This is a genomic window from Streptomyces sp. NPDC104202 (genome assembly GCF_055584185.1).
This window is the reverse complement of sequence record NZ_JBVJMN010000005.1, coordinates 1-17531: the sequence shown is the minus strand read 5'-3', so window position 1 is coordinate 17531 and position 17531 is coordinate 1. Positions and strand designations below refer to the sequence as shown.

Annotated in this window: 15 protein-coding genes; 12 read left to right on the top strand and 3 right to left on the bottom strand. The window is 74.1% G+C overall.

Features of this window, described 5'->3' with window-relative positions:
* Nucleotides 1–109: 109 nt before the first annotated feature.
* The 7 genes from ACZ60W_RS04930 to ACZ60W_RS04900 all read left to right on the top strand — a co-directional run bounded on the left by ACZ60W_RS04930 (nt 110) and on the right by ACZ60W_RS04900 (nt 8826).
* On the top strand, nt 110–958 hold the full coding sequence (locus ACZ60W_RS04930) for a tryptophan 2,3-dioxygenase (protein ID WP_469753952.1): 849 nt from the start codon (nt 110–112) through the stop codon (nt 956–958).
* Nucleotides 951–2150, top strand: a complete 1200-nt coding sequence (gene kynU / locus ACZ60W_RS04925; RefSeq protein WP_469753951.1) for a kynureninase — start codon at nt 951–953, stop codon at nt 2148–2150. Before ACZ60W_RS04930 ends, kynU begins: the two co-directional genes overlap by 8 nt.
* A 117-nt stretch (nt 2151–2267) precedes the next feature.
* On the top strand, nt 2268–3137 hold the full coding sequence (locus tag ACZ60W_RS04920; protein ID WP_469753950.1) for an alpha/beta hydrolase: 870 nt from the start codon (nt 2268–2270) through the stop codon (nt 3135–3137).
* A gap of 123 nt (nt 3138–3260) precedes the next feature.
* Complete coding sequence (locus tag ACZ60W_RS04915) at nt 3261–5486, top strand: FG-GAP repeat domain-containing protein (RefSeq protein ID WP_469753949.1); 2226 nt, start codon at nt 3261–3263, stop codon at nt 5484–5486.
* 107 nt (nt 5487–5593) lie between these two features.
* The gene (locus tag ACZ60W_RS04910; RefSeq protein WP_469753948.1) at nt 5594–6907 is read left to right on the top strand and encodes a sensor histidine kinase; all 1314 of its coding nucleotides are present in this window, start codon (nt 5594–5596) and stop codon (nt 6905–6907) included.
* Nucleotides 6904–7569, top strand: coding sequence for a response regulator (locus ACZ60W_RS04905; protein ID WP_469753947.1), 666 nt, complete (start codon nt 6904–6906; stop codon nt 7567–7569). The genes ACZ60W_RS04910 and ACZ60W_RS04905 overlap by 4 nt, the downstream gene beginning before the upstream one ends.
* 69 nt (nt 7570–7638) lie before the next feature.
* Complete coding sequence (locus ACZ60W_RS04900; protein WP_469753946.1) at nt 7639–8826, top strand: cytochrome P450; 1188 nt, start codon at nt 7639–7641, stop codon at nt 8824–8826.
* A gap of 17 nt (nt 8827–8843) precedes the next feature.
* On the opposite strand, the gene ACZ60W_RS04895 is transcribed toward ACZ60W_RS04900, so the two are convergent.
* The gene (locus ACZ60W_RS04895) at nt 8844–9668 is read right to left on the bottom strand and encodes a diacylglycerol kinase family protein (protein WP_469753945.1); all 825 of its coding nucleotides are present in this window, start codon (nt 9666–9668) and stop codon (nt 8844–8846) included.
* A 143-nt stretch (nt 9669–9811) separates the two neighbouring features.
* Between ACZ60W_RS04895 and ACZ60W_RS04890 the strand changes: the two genes are divergently transcribed.
* Nucleotides 9812–11095 carry an adenylosuccinate synthase gene (locus ACZ60W_RS04890; protein ID WP_469753944.1) on the top strand — a complete coding sequence of 428 codons (1284 nt, stop codon included), beginning with the start codon at nt 9812–9814 and terminating at the stop codon, nt 11093–11095.
* A 96-nt stretch (nt 11096–11191) separates the two neighbouring features.
* Here ACZ60W_RS04890 and ACZ60W_RS04885 read toward each other — a convergent pair whose 3' ends face one another.
* On the bottom strand, nt 11192–12019 hold the full coding sequence (locus ACZ60W_RS04885) for an oxidoreductase (RefSeq protein WP_469753943.1): 828 nt from the start codon (nt 12017–12019) through the stop codon (nt 11192–11194).
* A 90-nt stretch (nt 12020–12109) separates the two neighbouring features.
* Here ACZ60W_RS04885 and ACZ60W_RS04880 point away from each other — a divergent pair, with 90 nt between their 5' ends.
* From ACZ60W_RS04880 to ACZ60W_RS04870, 3 genes are all read left to right on the top strand, one after another.
* On the top strand, nt 12110–13015 hold the full coding sequence (locus ACZ60W_RS04880; protein WP_469753942.1) for a LysR family transcriptional regulator: 906 nt from the start codon (nt 12110–12112) through the stop codon (nt 13013–13015).
* Nucleotides 13016–13089: 74 nt separating this feature from the next.
* Nucleotides 13090–13794: a DUF6232 family protein gene (locus ACZ60W_RS04875; RefSeq protein WP_469753941.1), complete on the top strand. Its 705-nt coding sequence runs from the start codon at nt 13090–13092 to the stop codon at nt 13792–13794.
* Nucleotides 13791–14129 (top strand): hypothetical protein, encoded by a 339-nt coding sequence (locus tag ACZ60W_RS04870; RefSeq protein WP_469753940.1) that lies wholly within the window; start codon nt 13791–13793, stop codon nt 14127–14129. The genes ACZ60W_RS04875 and ACZ60W_RS04870 overlap by 4 nt, the downstream gene beginning before the upstream one ends.
* A 103-nt stretch (nt 14130–14232) precedes the next feature.
* On the opposite strand, the gene ACZ60W_RS04865 is transcribed toward ACZ60W_RS04870, so the two are convergent.
* Complete coding sequence (locus ACZ60W_RS04865; RefSeq protein WP_469753939.1) at nt 14233–16104, bottom strand: serine/threonine-protein kinase; 1872 nt, start codon at nt 16102–16104, stop codon at nt 14233–14235.
* Nucleotides 16105–16387: 283 nt separating this feature from the next.
* Between ACZ60W_RS04865 and ACZ60W_RS04860 the strand changes: the two genes are divergently transcribed.
* Nucleotides 16388–17329 (top strand): NADP-dependent oxidoreductase, encoded by a 942-nt coding sequence (locus ACZ60W_RS04860; RefSeq protein WP_469753938.1) that lies wholly within the window; start codon nt 16388–16390, stop codon nt 17327–17329.
* Nucleotides 17330–17531 lie beyond the last annotated feature (202 nt).

Here is a 17531-nt window from a genome sequence, read left to right as displayed (position 1 = left end):
CGGCGCGCGACGCAGCACGCCTCCCGAGGGGACCGGGGCTCCCGTGCCGGACGACGTGCCGCACGGAGGAGCAGACCGCTACCCGGTAGTACGTATCGAGGAGACAGCAATGTCCACCTTCCCCGATGCCGGAGCCGGTTCGGTCGCAGACGACCCGAACCTCGACTTCGCGGGTACCACGCCGTACGAGGACTACGTCCAGGCGGACGTCCTCACCCACCTCCAGCACCTCCGCTCGGACGACCCGGGCGAGATGGTCTTCCTGGTCACCACCCAGGTCATGGAGTTGTGGTTCACGGTGATCGTCCACGAATGGGAGACCGCGAGCCGCGCCCTGCGCGAGGACCGCGTCCCCGTCGCGATGGACGCGCTCAAGCGCTCCGTGCGCGAGCTGGAGGCGCTCAACCACTCCTGGCGGCCGCTGGCCCAGCTCACCCCCGCCCAGTTCAACGCCTACCGCGCCGCGCTCGGCGAGGGCTCCGGCTTCCAGTCGGCGATGTACCGGCGGATGGAGTTCCTGCTCGGCGACAAGGCCGCCTCCATGCTCGTCCCGCACCGGGGCGCGCCCCGCGTCCACGCCGAGCTGGAGAAGGCGCTCCACGAGCCCAGCCTGTACGACGAGGTCCTCGCGTTCCTGGCCCGCCGCGGACTGCCCGTGCCGGCCGGCGTCCTCGGCCGCGACCTGTCGCAGCGGTACGAGCCCTCCCCCGAGGTCGAGGCGGTCTGGGCCGGGATCTACGCCGACGCCGACCAGAACGGCGAACTCGTCCGCCTCGGCGAGGCCCTCAGCGACGTCGCCGAGCTCGTCTGGCGCTGGCGCAACGACCACCTGGTCGCGACCCGGCGCGCGATGGGAGCCAAGACCGGCACCGGCGGCTCGGCCGGCGTGGCCTGGCTGGAGAAGCGCGCCCAGAAGAACGTGTTCCCCGAGCTCTGGACGGCCCGCAGCCATGTCTGACCTCCTCGGAAGGGCGCTGGAGCTCGACGCCGCCGACGGGCTGGGCAAGCACCGCGAGAAGTTCACCCTCGACGCCGGCACCGTCTACCTCGACGGCAACTCCCTCGGCGCGCTGCCCGCCCACGTCCCGGCCCGCATGGCCGACGTCATCACCCGCGAGTGGGGCGAGCTGCGCATCCGCTCCTGGGACGAGTCCGGCTGGTGGACCGCGCCCGAGCGGATCGGCGACCGGATCGCGCCGATCGTCGGCGCCGCCCCCGGCCGGATCGTCGTCGGCGACTCGACCAGCGTGAACGTCTTCAAGGCCGTCGTCGCCGCGGCCCGGCTCGCCGGGGACGACCGCGACGAGATCCTCGTCGACGCGACGACCTTCCCCACGGACGGATACATCGCGGAGTCGGCGGCGCGGATGACCGGGCACCGGATCGTGCCCGTCGACCCCGCCGCGATCCCCGGCGCGGCCGGTCCGCGCACGGCCGCCGCGCTCGTCAACCACGTCGACTACCGCAGCGGCCGGCTCCAGGACCTGCCCGGCATCACCGCCGCCCTCCACGCGGCGGGCGCGCTCGCCGTCTGGGACCTGTGCCACAGCGCGGGCGCCCTGCCCGTCGGGCTGGACGCCCACGGCGTCGACCTGGCCGTCGGCTGCACCTACAAGTACCTGAACGGCGGCCCCGGTTCGCCCGCGTACCTGTACGTCGCCGAGCGCCACCAGGCCGCCTTCGACTCGCCGCTGCCCGGCTGGAACTCGCACGCCGACCCGTTCGCGATGACCCCCGGCTACACGGCGGCCGAGGGGGCCGTGCGGGGCCGGGTCGGCACCCCGGACATCCTGTCGATGCTGGCCCTCGAATCGGCGCTGGACGTCTGGGACGGCGTCGACGTCGAGGACGTGCGGGCCAAGTCCCTGGCGCTGACGGACTTCTTCCTGGAGTGCGTGCGGGCGTACGTCCCCGCGGGCCGGGTCGAGTCCGCGACGCCCGAGGAGCACGGCGAGCGGGGCAGCCAGGTCGCCCTGCGGTGCGCCGGGGCCCCGGCCGTCATGGCCGAGCTCATCCGCCGCGGGGTGGTCGGCGACCTCCGCCGCCCGGACGTGCTGCGGTTCGGCTTCACGCCGCTGTACGTCGGCTTCGCCGACGCGGAGAGGGCCGCGAGGGTCCTCGCGGAGGTCCTGGCCGACCTCCCCGCGTAGCGGGCGTCCGGCCTCGATCGACCGCCCGTCGATCACCTGGTCTGCGGGGGCTCCGGTGCTGGTACCGTCCCCGCAGATCAGGCCGACGCGGCCGCGTATCCGAGAGGGTGGAACAGCATGCCGGACCCCGCCGCGCGTGATGCCGCCGAAGAGGCGTCGGCGTTCTCGCACCCGGCCGTCCCCCCGGACGCCTCCGCCGCGTACGGCGACCACCCGGACCAGGTGATCGACTTCTACGCCCCGCGCGACGGGAGCACCCGGGCGCCCCTCGTGGTCGCCCTGCACGGCGGCGCCTGGCGCGCCCCGTACGACCGGCAGCACCTGACCCCCTTCGTGGACTTCCTGGCCCGCCGGGGCTTCGCCGTGGCGAACGTCGAGTACCGGCGCGGCAGTGACATCCCCCGCCAGGGCGGCACCGCCCCGGTCGCCGGCCGCTGGCCCGAGACCTTCGACGACGTCGCCGCCGCGCTCGACGCCGTCCCGGAACTGGCCGCGGCCCACCTGCCGCAGGCCGACGTCGGCCGCGTGGTCCTCACCGGCCACTCGGCGGGCGGCCACCTCGCGCTGTGGGCAGCCGCCCGGCACGGCCTGCCCGCCGGCGCGCCCTGGCACCTCCCCGCCCCGCCGGCCGTCCGCGGGGTCGTCGCGCTCGCCCCGATCGCCCACTTCGGCCGCGCGGTGGAACTCGGGGTGTGCGGCGGAGCCGTCGGTGAACTGCTGGGCGATCCGGCCGAGTTCGAGGCGCGCGCCGCCCTCGCCGATCCTTCCCGCCTCCTGCCGACCGGCATCGCGACCACCGTCGTCCACGGCCGAGAGGACCTCGTCGTCCCCCGCGCCGTCGCCGAGGCGTACGCGGAGGCCGCCGGCAAGGCGGGCGAGGAGACCGGCCTCACCTTCCTGGAGGAGGTCGGCCACTTCCCCCTCATCGACCCGGCCGCCGACGCCTGCGCGGTCGTCGCGGAGGAGATCGCCCAGCTGGCCTTCTAGCGGTACGGCCCGCCCGGACCCGGGATCGAACGCATGTCGGGTGCGCGTACAACCCTGGGGACCGGTCGCGAGTCTCATCAGGCACGGCTCTCCCGTGTCCGATCTTCCCGTGGGGGTTTCACCTTGCAGTCCCGTCTCTCCGGCATCCGTCTCGCCTCCGCCGTGACCGCCGTCCTCGCCGTCACCGCGCTCGGCGCCGGCACCCTGGCCGCCGCCCCGGCCGCCTTCGCCGCCACCGCCCCGGCCCCGGCACCGGCCGCCGAGGCCGAGGGCCTGCCCGTCTTCCCCGAGGGCGGGTCGCTGGCGGGCGCGGGCACCACCGGCTTCCTCAGCCACGTCTTCGGCGACGGCGAGCGGAAGGCGCTGTGGACGCCGTACGACGGAAGCGCCCCGACCTGGATCCAGGAGCCCGAGAACGGCGCCGCCGTCCTGGGCGGCGGCGACGTGGTCGTCCTCGGCGACGACGGCTGGACCCTCCAGATGCGGTCCCTGACGCTGAAGGACATGGCGGACCCGGCCGCCCCGGGCGTGGCCATCGACCTCCGCCCGCTGAACGGCACCTACGTGACCGCGCTGGGCCCGGCCGCCGTCCTCGCGCAGCTGACGAAGGGCGACGGCACGACCGCACTGCACGTCGTGAGCAGGAACGGCGCCGCGACGGAGACCCACGAGGTCTCCGGACTGCCCGCCGACGCCGCCGAGTTCGTCGGCGAGCAGGTCCAGGACGGCTCCGTCCTCGTCGGCTACTCGACGGGCCCGGCGAACGCCCGGACCGGCGGCAGGGCCCTGATCGACGTGGCGACCGGCGCGGTGACGGAGACGTACGCCTCCGTCGAGTCCGGATACGACTTCACCACCCTGATGGGCTCCGCCTCGCACGTCGCCTGGGTGGACTACGCCGCCGGCACCGGCCTCTACGTCACCTCCGTCGACCGCGCGACGCGCGAGGAGAAGAAGACCGTCCTGGGCCCCCGCGGTGACCAGTGGTACCACCAGCTCGTCGGCTCCTGGCTCGTCTACGGCAACCCCTCCAAGCCCGCCCGGGCCGTCTCCCTGGCCGACGGCGAGATCCGTGAACTCGGCATCTCCGCCTCGGGCTTCGCGGTGGCCGCCGCCGACGGCTCCGCCGTGCTGGGCGGCAGCCGAGGCGCCGAGGGCGAGGGGCTGTTCCGCATCGCGGCCGCCGCGGACGGCACCCCGAAGGTCACCAAGGTCGCGGAGACGGGCCCGCCTCCGGCGGAGAAGCCGCTGGCGATCGAGCAGGTCCACGTCCCCGACGCGGTCGACCTCGACAAGACCGGCGGCAAGGTGACCCTGGGCTGGACGCTGTCGCGCGCCGACGCCTACCTGGACGTCACGCTCACGCACATCGCCACGGGCAAGGAGTTCACCAAGCGCCTGACCGCGCCGGCGTCCGGCACCCTGTTCTCCTTCGACTGGGACGGCGTCATCGACGGCGTGGACGCGCCGAACGGCAGGTACGGCGTGGAGGCCGAGGCGACGCTCCCGGGCGGCGCCGGCGAGCCCGCCTACCAGGGCTGGCTCATGAACGTCACCCGCACGGCCAACCCGCACGACTACGACGACAACGGCGCCACCGACCTCCTCGCCCGCGACGCCGCGGGCGTCCTGTGGCGCGACGACCTGCGGGACCGTCCCGTGGACGGCCAGATCGTCCCCGCCCGGCGCACCCGCCTGGGAGCCGGCTGGCAGATCTACAACCAGATCGAGGCCGCCGGGAACCTCGCCGGAGGGCCCGCGGGCGACCTCATCGCCCGCGACACCGCCGGCGTGCTGTGGAGCTACCTCGGCAAGGGCGACGGGACCTTCGACACCCGCGTCAGGATCAGCGCGGGCTGGCAGGGCTACAACAAGTTCGCCGCCGGCAGCGACCTCACCGGCGACGGGCGGCCCGACCTCGTGGCCACCGACACCGCCGGCGTCATGTGGCTCTACAAGGCCACCGGCAGCTGGTCCGCGCCCTACTCCGCCCGCACCCGGCTCGGCGCCGGCTGGAACGGCTTCGACCAGATCACCGCCGTCGGCGACGTCACCGGCACCGCCGCGGGCGACCTCCTCGCCCGGGACACCGCCGGCGTGCTGTGGCTCTACCCCGGAAACGGCGCCGGCACCTTCTCCGCCCGCGTGCGGATCAGCGCCGGATGGGGCGGGTTCACCCACCTCGTCGGCGCCGGCGACGTCACCGCCGACGGCCGCCCCGACCTGGTCGCCTACGGCCCCGCCGGCGCCACGGTCTACCCCGCCACCGGCAGCCCCACCGCCCCCCTCGGCCGCCAGACCACCACGGTCTACGCCGGCGAGGGCACCACGTTCAACCACCTCGCCTGAGCCCCGGAGGGGGGCGCTCCGGCGCCCCCCTCCTCCTCAAGGGGGACCCGGGAGGATCCGTACGGAGCCGGACGACCCCGTCCGTCTCCCCCCGTACCGTTGTTCTCGTGACCCAGACACCGCTCTCCGAGACGAGCCGCAGCCCCGAGTTCCGCCTGGTGCAGGTGGCGCTCGGAGGGCTGCGCCAGGAACTCCTCCACGACGCCTTCGCCTACCGGCCGATGCCACGCGCGGACGTGACCGGCGGCCCGGCCCGCTTCCTGCCCTCACGCATACGGGAGTCCGCCGGCCTGTTCCCGCACGCGGTCGTCGGCTTCCTGGCGATGATCGTCTTCCTGATCGGCTACGAGCGCGTCCACAGCGGCTTCGGCCCGATCTCGCTGGTCGCGACCTGCGTGCCGCCCGCGATCGTGCTGCTCACCCTGGTCCGCCCGGTCCTCGCCTTCTGGGCCTCCCTCGCGTCGGCGCCGTTCATCGGGGCCGTCGGCGGCTTCGGCAGCGGCTTCCCCTGGGCGGCGAACTCCTTCGCCGCGCACCTGGTGATCCTCGGCGTCGTCGCCGCCCGCACCCGGCCCCGCACCGCGCTGTGGATGTGGATCGCGACGGCCGGCTACGCCCTCTTCGCCGAGATGTTCCTCGGCGGCGGAGGCGGCAGCGACGCGTTCCCCATGATCTTCGTGTCGGCGATGGTCCTGCTCACCGTCACCGTCTTCCAGGTCCGCCGCCAGGCCGACCGCGAGGTCACCGCGCAGCAGACCGTCACCGCCCAGGAGATCTCCCGGCGGACCGTCCTGGAGGAGCGCACCACCATCGCCCGCGAGCTCCACGACGTCGTCGCCCACCACATGTCGGTGGTCGCCATCCAGGCCGAGGCCGCGCCCTACCGCGTCGAGAACCCGCCGCCGGAGCTGGAGCAGGCCTTCCTCACCATCCGCGAGAACGCCGTCGCCGCCCTCACCGAGCTGCGCCGCATCCTCGGCGTCGTCCGGGCCGAGGACTACGAGGCGCCCGACGCCCCGCAGCCGACCCTCGGCGACCTGGACGCGCTGATCCGCAACGTCGCCGAGGCCGGCCTCGACGTCGAGAAGACGGTCACCGGCGCCGTGCGCGAGCTGCCGCAGGGCGTGGAGCTCTCCGCGTACCGGATTGTCCAGGAGGCCCTGTCGAACGTGCTGCGGCACGCCCCCGGCGCGGCGGCGAAGGTCGAGGTCAGCTACGTCCTCGGCGGCCTCGGCCTGCGCATCGCCAACGGCCCCGCGCGCGGTCTCGTCAAGCCCTCGCCGGGCGCCGGCCACGGCATCACCGGCATGCGGGAGCGGGTGACGATGCTCGGCGGGGAGATGACGGCCGAGGCGACCGACGACGGCGGCTACGAGGTGACGGCCTTCGTCCCCGTGAGCCGCGGGGAGAACGCGGAATGAGCATCAAGGTCCTGATCGTCGACGACCAGATGATGGTCCGCGAGGGCTTCTCGGTCCTGCTCGGCGCGATGCCGGACATCGAGGTCGTCGGCGAGGCGGTCAACGGCCGCGAGGCCATCGCCCAGGTCGCCGCCCTCCGCCCCGACGTCGTCCTGATGGACATCCGGATGCCCGAGCTGAACGGCATCGACGCCACCCGGGAGATCGTCGCCGCCGACGCGGACGCCAAGGTCCTCGTCCTGACCACCTTCGACCTCGACGAGTACGTCTACCAGGCGCTGCGGGCCGGAGCCTCCGGCTTCCTGCTCAAGGACGCCTCGGCCCGGCAGCTCGCCGACGGCGTGCGGGTCGTCGCGGCCGGCGAGGCGCTCCTCGCGCCGACCGTCACCAAGCGGCTCATCAACGAGTTCGCCAAGGCGCCGGGCAGCGCGCCGCGCCCGCCCGCGATGGCGCAGATCGGCGAGCTGACCGAGCGGGAGACGGAGGTCCTCGTCCTCATCGCCCAGGGCCTGTCGAACGCCGAGATCGCCGAGCACCTCGTCGTCGCCGAGTCGACGATCAAGACGCACGTCAGCCGGATCCTGGTGAAGCTGGGCCTGCGCGACCGCACGCAGGCGGCGGTCTTCGCCTACGAGGCGGGTCTGGTCCGGGTCGGCGGCTGACCGGCCCCGGGACCGCCGCGGGGCGCGCAGGGGAGTGGTGCCGGGGACCGGCGCGGGTAGCGTCCGGTCATGGACGCCGCCTTCGACCCCTGGTCGCCTCAGTTCGTCGCCGATCCCTACCCCGCCTACGCGGAGCTGCGCGCCGCCGGCCGCGCCCACTGGTACGCGCCGACGCGGCAGTGGCTGATCCCGCACCACGAGGACGTCTCGGCGCTCCTGCGGGACCGGCGGCTGGGCCGGACGTACACCCACCGCTTCACGCACGAGGAGTTCGGCCGGGAGGCCCCGGACGCCGCGTACGAGCCGTTCCACACGCTCAACGACCACGGGCTGCTGGATCTGGAGGGGGCCGACCACGGCCGGATCCGGCGGCTCGTCTCGAAGGCGTTCACGCCGCGGACCGTGGAGGACCTGGCCCCGACGGTACGGCGGCTGGCCGCCGGCCTGGTCGGCGATCTGGTGGCCGAGGGCGGCGGGGACCTGCTGTCCGCCGTCGCCGAACCCCTGCCGGTCGCGGTGATCGCGGAGATGCTGGGCGTCCCGGAGGACGACGAGGAGCGCGGCATGCTGCGGCCCTGGTCGGCGGCGATCTGCGGGATGTTCGAGCTGAACCCCTCGGCCGGGACGGCCCGGCGGGCGGTCCAGGCGTCCGTCGAGTTCTCCGCCTACCTGCGGGAGCTGATCGCCCGGCGGCGCCGGGAACCGGGCGCGGACCTCCTCTCGTCCCTGATCGCGGTCGAGGGTCTCTCCGAGCAGGAGACGGTCTCCACCTGCGTGCTCCTCCTGAACGCCGGCCACGAGGCCACCGTGAACACCACGGTCAACGGCTGGCACACCCTCCTCGCGCAGGGCGTCCGTCCGCGTCCCGAAAAGTTGTCCACAGCTGTGGAAGAACTTCTGCGGTACGACACCCCGCTCCAGATGTTCGAGCGCTGGGTCCTCGACGACATCGAGCTCGGCGGCCAGGTCGTCCCGCGCGGCTCCGAGGTCGCCCTGCTCTTCGGCTCCGCCAACCGCGACCCCGCCCGCTTCGGCCCCACCGCGGACGTCCTCGACCTCGAACGGGCCGACAACCCCCACCTCACCTTCGGCGCCGGCATCCACTACTGCCTCGGCGCCCCGCTCGCCCGCCTCGAACTCACCGCCGTCTTCGGCGAACTCCTGAGGCAGGCCCCCGCCCTCCGCCTGACCGCCGAACCCGTCCGGAAGCCCGGCTACGTCATCCGCGGCTTCGACGAGCTCCTCGTGGAGGTCTGACCCGCCCGACGGCGGGGTCAGGGCGTCGTGAGCCGCTCCCGGGCCGGGTCGCGGGGCAGGGTCAGCCCCCAGGCGGCGGGGCGGACGGTCCAGGTGCGGCGGCGGACGGGACCGGAGAGCCGGCCGTCGGCGCGGTAGCGGAAGTCGGGGCCGGACACCGTGAGCGTGCGGGCGGAGGCGTGCCGCGCCGGCGCGGCCGACGGGCGGACGGTCACCCGGGCGGTACCGGCGGCGGAGCGGACCGTCAGCCCCTCCACCGGATCGTCCACGTCGGCGAGGAGCACCCCGTCCGCCTCCACGCGCAGCCGGTGGGTGCGGACCGCGAGGGCGGTGGGCGCCGGGCGGACCAGGGTGCGGACGAGGGAGCGGCAGGTGCCCCAGACCGACGGGGCCGCCGAGGACAGCGCGGGGGCGGCCGGCACCAGCAGGTCGCCGAGGACCACGCCGTCGCTGTCGTCGACGAGCAGGTCCAGGCGGCGGACCGACCCGTCCAGGACCGCCCGGGCCGCCTCCGGCGTGGAGCGCGGCACGCCGAGCGCGTGGGCCACCTCGCGGGCGTCCGGCGGGCCGATCGGGACGAGGGAGAGGGCGGACCCGGAGAGCTCCCGCTCCCGGTGCAGGAGCGTCACCGTGCGCAGCAGCGCCCGGTCGTCGCCGAGCACCACGGGGCGCCGGGAACCGCGCCTGGCCAGGGCGCGGGAGAATTCCTCCGGGCCGTCCGGCAGGCAGATCTTCGCCTCCGCGCCCGCGGACAGGACATCTTTCGCGATCCGCACGGACTCGCCGTCACATCGGCGGGCGACCGGGTCGACGATGACCAGCAGCTGGTCGTGATCCGACACCTCGGTCCTTCCTCGGGTAGCATCTTTGTGCAAGAGCCCCTTGCGCTATTGCGCCAGGGGCTTCGTCTATTCCGGGGCACACCGGTGAGGCGGCGTACGCCCCCTGACCTTGGACATGCCCCACCCGGAAGGGGTGTACGCCTGTGCCCGCACTTGTGCTGCTCGGTGCTCAGTGGGGTGACGAGGGCAAGGGAAAGGCCACCGACCTCCTCGGTGGATCCGTTGACTATGTAGTGCGTTACCAGGGCGGCAACAACGCCGGCCACACCGTCGTCGTCGGCGACCAGAAGTACGCGCTGCATCTTCTCCCTTCCGGAATCCTCTCGCCGGGGTGTACCCCGGTGATCGGAAACGGAGTCGTCGTCGACCCGGCGGTCCTGCTCTCCGAGCTGAGCGGACTGAACGAGCGAGGCGTCGACACGTCGAAGCTCCTGATCAGCGGCAACGCCCACCTGATCACCCCGTACAACGTCACCCTCGACAAGGTGACGGAACGGTTCCTCGGCAAGCGCAAGATCGGCACCACCGGGCGCGGCATCGGCCCGACCTACGCCGACAAGATCAACCGCGTCGGCATCCGGGTCCAGGACCTCTACGACGAGTCGATCCTCGAGCAGAAGGTCGAGGCGGCGCTGGAGGGCAAGAACCAGCTCCTGGCCAAGCTCTACAACCGCCGCGCGATCCAGGCCGAGCAGATCGTCGAGGAGATGCTCCAGTACGCGGAGCAGATCAAGCCCTTCGTCGCCGACACGACGCTGATCCTCAACAAGGCGCTCGACGACGACAAGGTCGTGCTCTTCGAGGGCGGCCAGGGCACCCTGCTCGACGTCGACCACGGCACGTACCCCTTCGTCACCTCCTCGAACCCGACCGCGGGCGGCGCCTGCACCGGCGCCGGCGTGGGCCCGACGAAGATCAGCCGGGTCATCGGCATCCTCAAGGCCTACACGACCCGTGTCGGCGCCGGCCCGTTCCCGACGGAGCTGTTCGACGAGGACGGCGAGGCGCTGCGCCGCATCGGCGGCGAGCGGGGCGTCACCACCGGCCGTGACCGCCGCTGCGGCTGGTTCGACGCGGTCATCGCCCGCTACGCCACCCGCGTGAACGGCCTGACCGACTTCTTCCTCACCAAGCTGGACGTGCTGACCGGCTGGGAGCAGATCCCGGTCTGCGTCGCGTACGAGATCGACGGCAAGCGCGTCGAGGAGCTGCCCTACTCGCAGACCGACTTCCACCACGCGAAGCCGATCTACGAGATGCTGCCGGGCTGGTCCGAGGACATCACCAAGGCGCAGACCTTCGCCGACCTGCCGAAGAACGCGCAGGCGTACGTGAAGGCCCTGGAGGAGATGTCGGGCGCCCCGATCTCCGCGATCGGCGTCGGCCCCGGCCGCACCGAGACGATCGAGATCAACTCGTTCCTCTAGGACGTCCTCGCGCGGCACGCACCGCGCACCACGCCGTGCTCCCTCCCCCGGACCGATCCGGGGGAGGGAGCACGGTCGCGTCCGGGGCCCGACGCGTCAGGACACCCTGGTGTCGCGGCCGACCTTCTCCCAGGCGGTGACGTCGGCGCGGACCTGGTCCAGGTGGGCGAGGATCGTGTCGATCGAGTCGTCGCCCAGCGCGAGCCGCAGCGGGGTCTCCTCCGCTTCGAGCGCCCGGACGACCGCCGCCACGGCCTTCGCCGGGTCGCCGGCCTGGGTGCCGCCACCGGTCTCGACGAAGGCGCGGGTCGCGCCGACGGTGTCGGCGTAGTCGGCGATGCCGTCCCCGCTGAGGCTGTGGTTGCCGAAGAGGCCCGTGCGGAAGGCGCCGGGCTCCACGATCAGAACCTTCACCCCCAGCGGGCCGACCTCGGCCGCCAGCGCCTCCGACATGCCCTCCAGGGCGAACTTGGTCGCGCTGTAGGCGCCGAACCCGGCCATCGACATCTGCCCGCCGACGCTGCTGAGCTGCACGATCGCGCCGGAACGGCGGGCCCGCATGTGCGGCAGGACGGCCCGGGCGAGGGCCGCGGGGCCGAAGACGTGGACGTCGAAGAGGGACCGCAGCTCGGCGTCGTCCGTCTCCTCGACCGAACCGACGTGGGTGCGGCCCGCGTTGTTGACCAGGACGTCGATGCGCCCGTGGCGCTCGACCGCCGTCGCCACGACCCGGTCGACCGCGACGGCGTCCGTCACGTCCAGGGCGACCGCGTCCACCTGGTCCGGGTGGGCGGCGACCAGGTCGTCCAGCGTCTCGGTGCGGCGGGCGGCGGCGACCACGACGTCGCCGGCCGCGACCGCGGCCTCGGCGAAGGCGCGCCCGAAACCGCTGTTGGCACCCGTGACCAGCCAGACCTTGCTCATGTGCGTACTCCCCCTCGTGGATGCTGCTCGGTGACACAACAAGCTTGCGCCGCAAGGGCTTTGCCCGTCCAAGATCTCCCGTGATAACCCATGGCTATGGATGTGCACGGGCGGGATCTGCGCTACTTCCTCGCGGTCGCCGAGGAGCTCCACTTCACCCGCGCGGCCGAGCGGCTCTACGTCTCGCAGCCCGCGCTGAGCAAACAGATCCGGGCGCTGGAACGGCAGCTGGGCGCCGCCCTCTTCGACCGCGACCGGCAGGGCGTCGCCCTCACCCCCGTCGGTACGGCCCTGGTGCCGCACGCCCGCGCCACGATCGCCGCCTGGCAGGAGGGCCACGAGGCCGTGCGCCGCGCCCGGGAGGCCGCGGAGAGCACGGTCGTCGTCGGCATGAGCACCAGCCCCGGGCGGGGCGGACTGCTGCCCGCGATCCGCTCCCGCTTCACCGGCGGCCACCCCGAGGCCCGGCTGAAACTGCGCCAGGTCGGCTGGGAGGACCCCACGGCCGGCCTCGCCGACGGGACCAGCGACGTGGCGTTCGTCTGGCTCCCGCTGGCCGGCGCGGAGCGCTTCCGCTGGGTCGTGGTGGCCACCGAACCCCGGCTGGTGGCCCTCCCGGAGACCCATCCACTGGCCGCCCGCACCACCCTGCGCCTCGACGACCTCCTCGACGAGCCCTTCCTCGCCCTGCCGGCCAGCGGCCCCGAACTCCGCGACCACTGGCTGGCCGTGGACGCCCGCGGCGGACGCCCGCCGGTCATCGGCGGCGAGATCGCCAGCGCCGACGAGACCTACGAGGCCCTCGTCGGCGGCCTCGGCATCTGCCTGGTCGCCGCCGGCAACGCCCCCCTGCTCACCCGCGACGGCGTCGTCACCCGCCCCGTCCACGGCGTCTCCCCCAGCCGCTTCGCCCTCGCCTGGCGCGCCGACGACCCCCGCCCCCTCGTCCGCGCCTACGCCCACGCGGCCTCCGAGGTCGCCGCACAGGCGTCCTGAACTCGCCTTGTGGGAAAGGTGGTTCGGCTGCGTAATGAGGGGCACGTCGTAGTGGTTCCATCTCGGGGGGACTCATGGGAACGAACGGAACGCCGCCACCGAAGCCGAATCGTCCGCCGGCCGCGTCGAGCCCACCGCCGGATTCCGCGGTCCCGACGCCCCCCGCGGCGCGGGGTGCCCGGGCATCGCGGCCGTGGAACGAGCCGGAGCGCGCACTCGCCGCCCCGGCCGTTCCGCCGTCCGGGCACGGTCTGGTCATCAGCAAGCGGCTGCTCTGGGTGCACGGGGGCGCCTATCCGCTGGAGAACATCGTCCGCGTCCACACCTTCGTGCTCCGGCCCCGCCGGGGCGAGGCGTTCGTCCGCTTCCTGAAGCGGGGCGGGACCACCGTCTTCCTGCTCCTGATCCTCATGAGCTTCACCGACTCGTCCGACGGGTACGGGTCGGGCGGCAGCGACATCGACGACATCCTCGGCTTCGTCCAGGTCCTCGTCGTGGGCGCGCTGATCTACTTCGTCGTCGACATGATCTCCGTCGTCTTCGCCCAGTCCCACGACGTCCTCGCGGTCGAGACGAACGGGCGGTCCACGGCCCTGGTGACCGGCAGGCGCGAGCACCTGGAGCGGCTCGTCCACGAGATCGCCGAGGCGATCGACAAGCCGGACGCCGAGCTCCGCGCCACGGTGTCCACGCTCGCCGTCACCAACTACGGCAACTACTTCTTCGGGGACTCGGTGAACATGTACGGCGGCAGCGGCAACACGGGGGTGTCCAAGTGAACGCGGGGGACCACCACTACGGCGACGTGGTCAACATGCACGGCGGTCAGGGCAACCACGGCATCGTCCACCACCATCACGCCCCGCCGCCCACCCTGGAGGAGACGCTGCGGGCCGTCGTGGCACTGGCGCGGGCGCTGCGGGAGGAGGTGCCGGAGGAGGACCGCGCGTCCCTCGACGACGCGCTCCCGGTCCTCGCCGGCGGGCCGGCCGCCGAGCCGACGGCCCGGCGCCGCTCGCTGATGGCCCTGGCGGCGATCGCCGCCACCGTCGGCGCGGTCGGCCAGCCGCTCCTGGACTCCGTGCGGGCCGCGCTCGACCTCCTCGCCCGCTGAGCGGACCGGACCGTCCCCTCCCGCTCCGGGAGGGGCGGCCCGGGGTCCCCTCCGCTCCGGGAGGGGCCGCGTGGGTCGTCCCCTCCCACCCGGACGGGACGCCCTAGTCGCGGACGAACTCCGCCGGTTCGCCGTCCGCGCTCATGCCGTAGACCTGGAGGCGTTCCTTGCCCTGGTGGCGGACGATGCGGAGGTTGCTGGAGCCGTTCTCGGCGCAGTCGGAGTCCCAGGTGTCGGGGTCGCGGGTCTCGGGGCCGATGACGAGGAGGGAGCCGGCGCCGCCGACGAGGGCGGTGGAGGCGCAGTCGACGTCGTCGGCGAGGAGGTTGCCCTGGTCGTCCATGCGCGGGTACGACTGCTCGAAGCGGACGAGCGGTGCGCCGACCGGGCCCTGGGTGACGATGAGCCGGTAGGACCAGCGGTCGGGCTCGGGCTGGGTCAGGGTGTCGGGCGCCTGCTTCCAGGTCCCCACGTACGCGGCGGGGACGACGTCCGTGCCGGCCTCGACCCGGCGGAAGGTGCCCTTGGCGACGCCGGAACCCCACTCGACGACGTCGGTCGAACGCAGCGTGAGGGTCTGGCGGGCCGCCGGGGTGCAGCGCTGGGCGGGGACGCTCGCGGTGATCTCCGCCTCGCCGAGGACGAGTTCGCCGTCGGTGGCGGAGACCAGGGTGGCCCGGCCGATGCAGAGCTGTTCCCCGGTGACGTGGGTGTAGACGGCCGCCCTGGCCCCGGCGGGCCCCTGGGTGACCTCGATCCTGCGGGTCTCGTACGGGACGTCCGCCGAGCCCTTCAGGACGCCCTCCCAGGCGCCGAGGAAGGCGGCCGGCACGATCCCGGGTGCGGGGCCGCCGCTGGTGCCGCCGTTCTTGTGGCCGCCGGTGCCGCCGGACCCGCCGCCGCGGGGCCAGTACGTGGACGCGACGCCGGCCGCCGCCGCGACCGCCAGGGCCGTGACGGCGGCGAGCAGCACGGTGCGGCCGCGCCGCCGGGGCGCGGCAGCCGAGGGGGTGGTCGCGGCCGTGCCCGCGCCGGAGGCGGAGGCCGGGGCGGACGGCGGGGGAGTCTCGGACGCCGGGGCGCTGCCCTCGGCCTCCAGGAGCCGGGCCGCGTGGCGGCCGATGGGGGCGAGGACGTCCGCCGGGAGCCAGGGGTCGGCGACCGGGAGGGTCTCGGCGATCTCCGCCGCCGAGGGGCGGGCCTCCGGATCCTTGGAGAGGCAGGCCCGGATCAGTCCGGAGAGCTCGGGCGGGAGGTCCGTCAGGTCGGGTTCGTCGTGGGCGATGCGGAACATGGTCGCGTGGACGCCGCTGTCCGCCGTTCCGAAGGGGGCCCGGCCGGTCGCCGCGTAGACGAGGACCGAGCCGAGGCAGAAGACGTCCGACGCCGGTGTGAGGTGCTCGCCGCGCACCTGCTCGGGGGACATGAAGCCGGGCGATCCGACGACGGCCCCGGTACTGGTCAGGCCGCCGCCGTCGGCGACCGTGTCGACGGCGCGGGCGATGCCGAAGTCGATGACCCGGGGGCCGTCGACGGTCAGCAGCACGTTGGAGGGCTTGAGGTCGCGGTGGACGAGCCCGGCGTCGTGGATGTGGACGAGGGCGCGGGCGAGACCCGAGGCGAGGGACCGTACGGTCGTCGGCGGCAGCGGCCCGAACTCGTCGCCGACCACGGTCCGCAGCGACGGCCCCGGCACGTACCCGATCGCCACCCACGGGGACGCGGCGGCGGTGTCCGAGCCCAGCACGGGCGCGGTGCCGGTGCCCCCGACCCGCTCCAGCGCGGCGACCTCGCGGGCGAAGCGGCGCCGGAACTCGTCCTGGGCGGCCAGCTCCGCGTGCACCACCTTCACCGCGACCGTCCGCCCGCCCGCCGAACGCGCCAGGAACACCCGGCCCATGCCCCCGACGCCGAGGCGGCCGATCAGTCGGAACGGGCCGATGCCGACCGGGTCTTCCGCGCTCAATGGCTCCACGTCGTCAGAGCATGCCAGACGGGGCCTCAGCCGTCTCCGCAGATCCGCAGCCCCTTGGGGGTGGCGCAGGGCAGGTGGCCGTGGGTCAGGACGACGTCCTGGCCGCCGCCCCGGACGAGGTAGGTGAGGAAGCGGGTGGTCAGGGAGTCGGCCGGCGGCCGCCCCAGGTACAGGCGTGCTCGATCTCCCGGCCCGTCGTGCGCGGGTGGGTCACCAGAGTTGCCGGGGGTGTGGAGCGTGGGTGTAATGGCGACGAGGGGGCCTTCCGTCTGAGGAGTACCCCATGCGTGTCGTCGAAGTGACCGCCTACGGTGGACCTGAGGTCCTCAGGATGGCCCGCCGGCCCGAACCGGAGGCCGGTGACGTCCCCGGCCGGGTGCGGGTCCGTCTGAAGGCCGCGGGCGTCAATCAGGCCGACCTGCGCATCCGCGCCGGCCACTACGCCGACGCGGTCGGCGCCCTCACTCCTCCCTTCGTGCTGGGGACGGACTTCGCGGGCAAGCTGCTCGATCCCGTGCCGGGGCTGGAGCCCGGCACCCGTGTGGCCGGATTCGTGCCCTGGTACACGGAGCTGACGGGCGAGGGCACCTACGCGGAGATCGTGCGGGTCGCCCCGGAGTGGCTGGCCCCGGTCCCGGACGACGTGGAGTTCACGGTCGCCGCCTCGCTCCCCCTGGCCTCCGCCACGGCGCAGCAGGGGCTGGACCGCCTCACGCTCCCGCCGGGCGCGACCCTGCTCGTGACCGGCGCCAGCGCGGTGGTGGGCCGTCTGGCCGTCCAGTACGCCTCGGCCTCCGGCCTGCGGGTGGTGGCCGTCGTCCACGAGGGCGACGAGAGCGAGCTGAGGGTCCTCGGCGCCGATCACGTCATCACCCGCGGCACCCCGGAGGAGGTCGTCGCCCGGGTGCTGGAGAGCGACCCGGACCGGGTCCACGCGATCTTCGACGGCGCCCTGGTCGGCGAGGCGCTCCTCCCGGTGCTGCGGGACGACGGCGTCTTCCTCGCCCTCGCCCCCGACCGGGTCCCGGTCCCCGAGCGGGACATCCGCGTCGAGACCGTGCGGGCCCAGCCGGACATCGTCCGGCTCAGGGAGAGCCTGCAGAAGGTCGCGGACCGCGAGCTGACCACCCGGGTGGCCGACGTCATGCCCCTGGAGGCGGCCGCGGAGGCCCATCGCCGCGCGGAGGCGGGTCACCGGCCCGGCCGCATCATCCTGATGATCTGAGCCGCCCGCCTCCGCCGACGGGCGGGGAGCCGCCCCCTCGGCGTCCCGCCCTGTCCCCCGGCCTGGGGGGGGGGGGGGGGGGGGGGGGGGGAGGGGGGGGAAACAGGGGGGGGGGGGGGGGGGGGGGGGGGGGGGGGGAGGGCATGGCGAGGGGGGTGGTTTGTGCTTGTTGTTGTGGTGGTTCCTTTTTTTCTTCTTTTTT

Excerpts from the sequence above, each read along its gene's own strand:
- ACZ60W_RS04930 (WP_469753952.1), top strand. The coding sequence starts at position 110 with ATGTCCACCTTCCCCGATGCCGGAGCCGGTTCGGTCGCAGACGACCCG.
- kynU (WP_469753951.1), top strand. The coding sequence starts at position 951 with ATGTCTGACCTCCTCGGAAGGGCGCTGGAGCTCGACGCCGCCGACGGG.
- ACZ60W_RS04920 (WP_469753950.1), top strand. The coding sequence starts at position 2,268 with ATGCCGGACCCCGCCGCGCGTGATGCCGCCGAAGAGGCGTCGGCGTTC.
- ACZ60W_RS04905 (WP_469753947.1), top strand. The coding sequence starts at position 6,904 with ATGAGCATCAAGGTCCTGATCGTCGACGACCAGATGATGGTCCGCGAG.
- ACZ60W_RS04900 (WP_469753946.1), top strand. The coding sequence starts at position 7,639 with ATGGACGCCGCCTTCGACCCCTGGTCGCCTCAGTTCGTCGCCGATCCC.
- ACZ60W_RS04885 (WP_469753943.1), bottom strand. The coding sequence starts at position 12,019 with ATGAGCAAGGTCTGGCTGGTCACGGGTGCCAACAGCGGTTTCGGGCGC.
- ACZ60W_RS04880 (WP_469753942.1), top strand. The coding sequence starts at position 12,110 with ATGGCTATGGATGTGCACGGGCGGGATCTGCGCTACTTCCTCGCGGTC.
- ACZ60W_RS04875 (WP_469753941.1), top strand. The coding sequence starts at position 13,090 with ATGGGAACGAACGGAACGCCGCCACCGAAGCCGAATCGTCCGCCGGCC.
- ACZ60W_RS04860 (WP_469753938.1), top strand. The coding sequence starts at position 16,388 with ATGCGTGTCGTCGAAGTGACCGCCTACGGTGGACCTGAGGTCCTCAGG.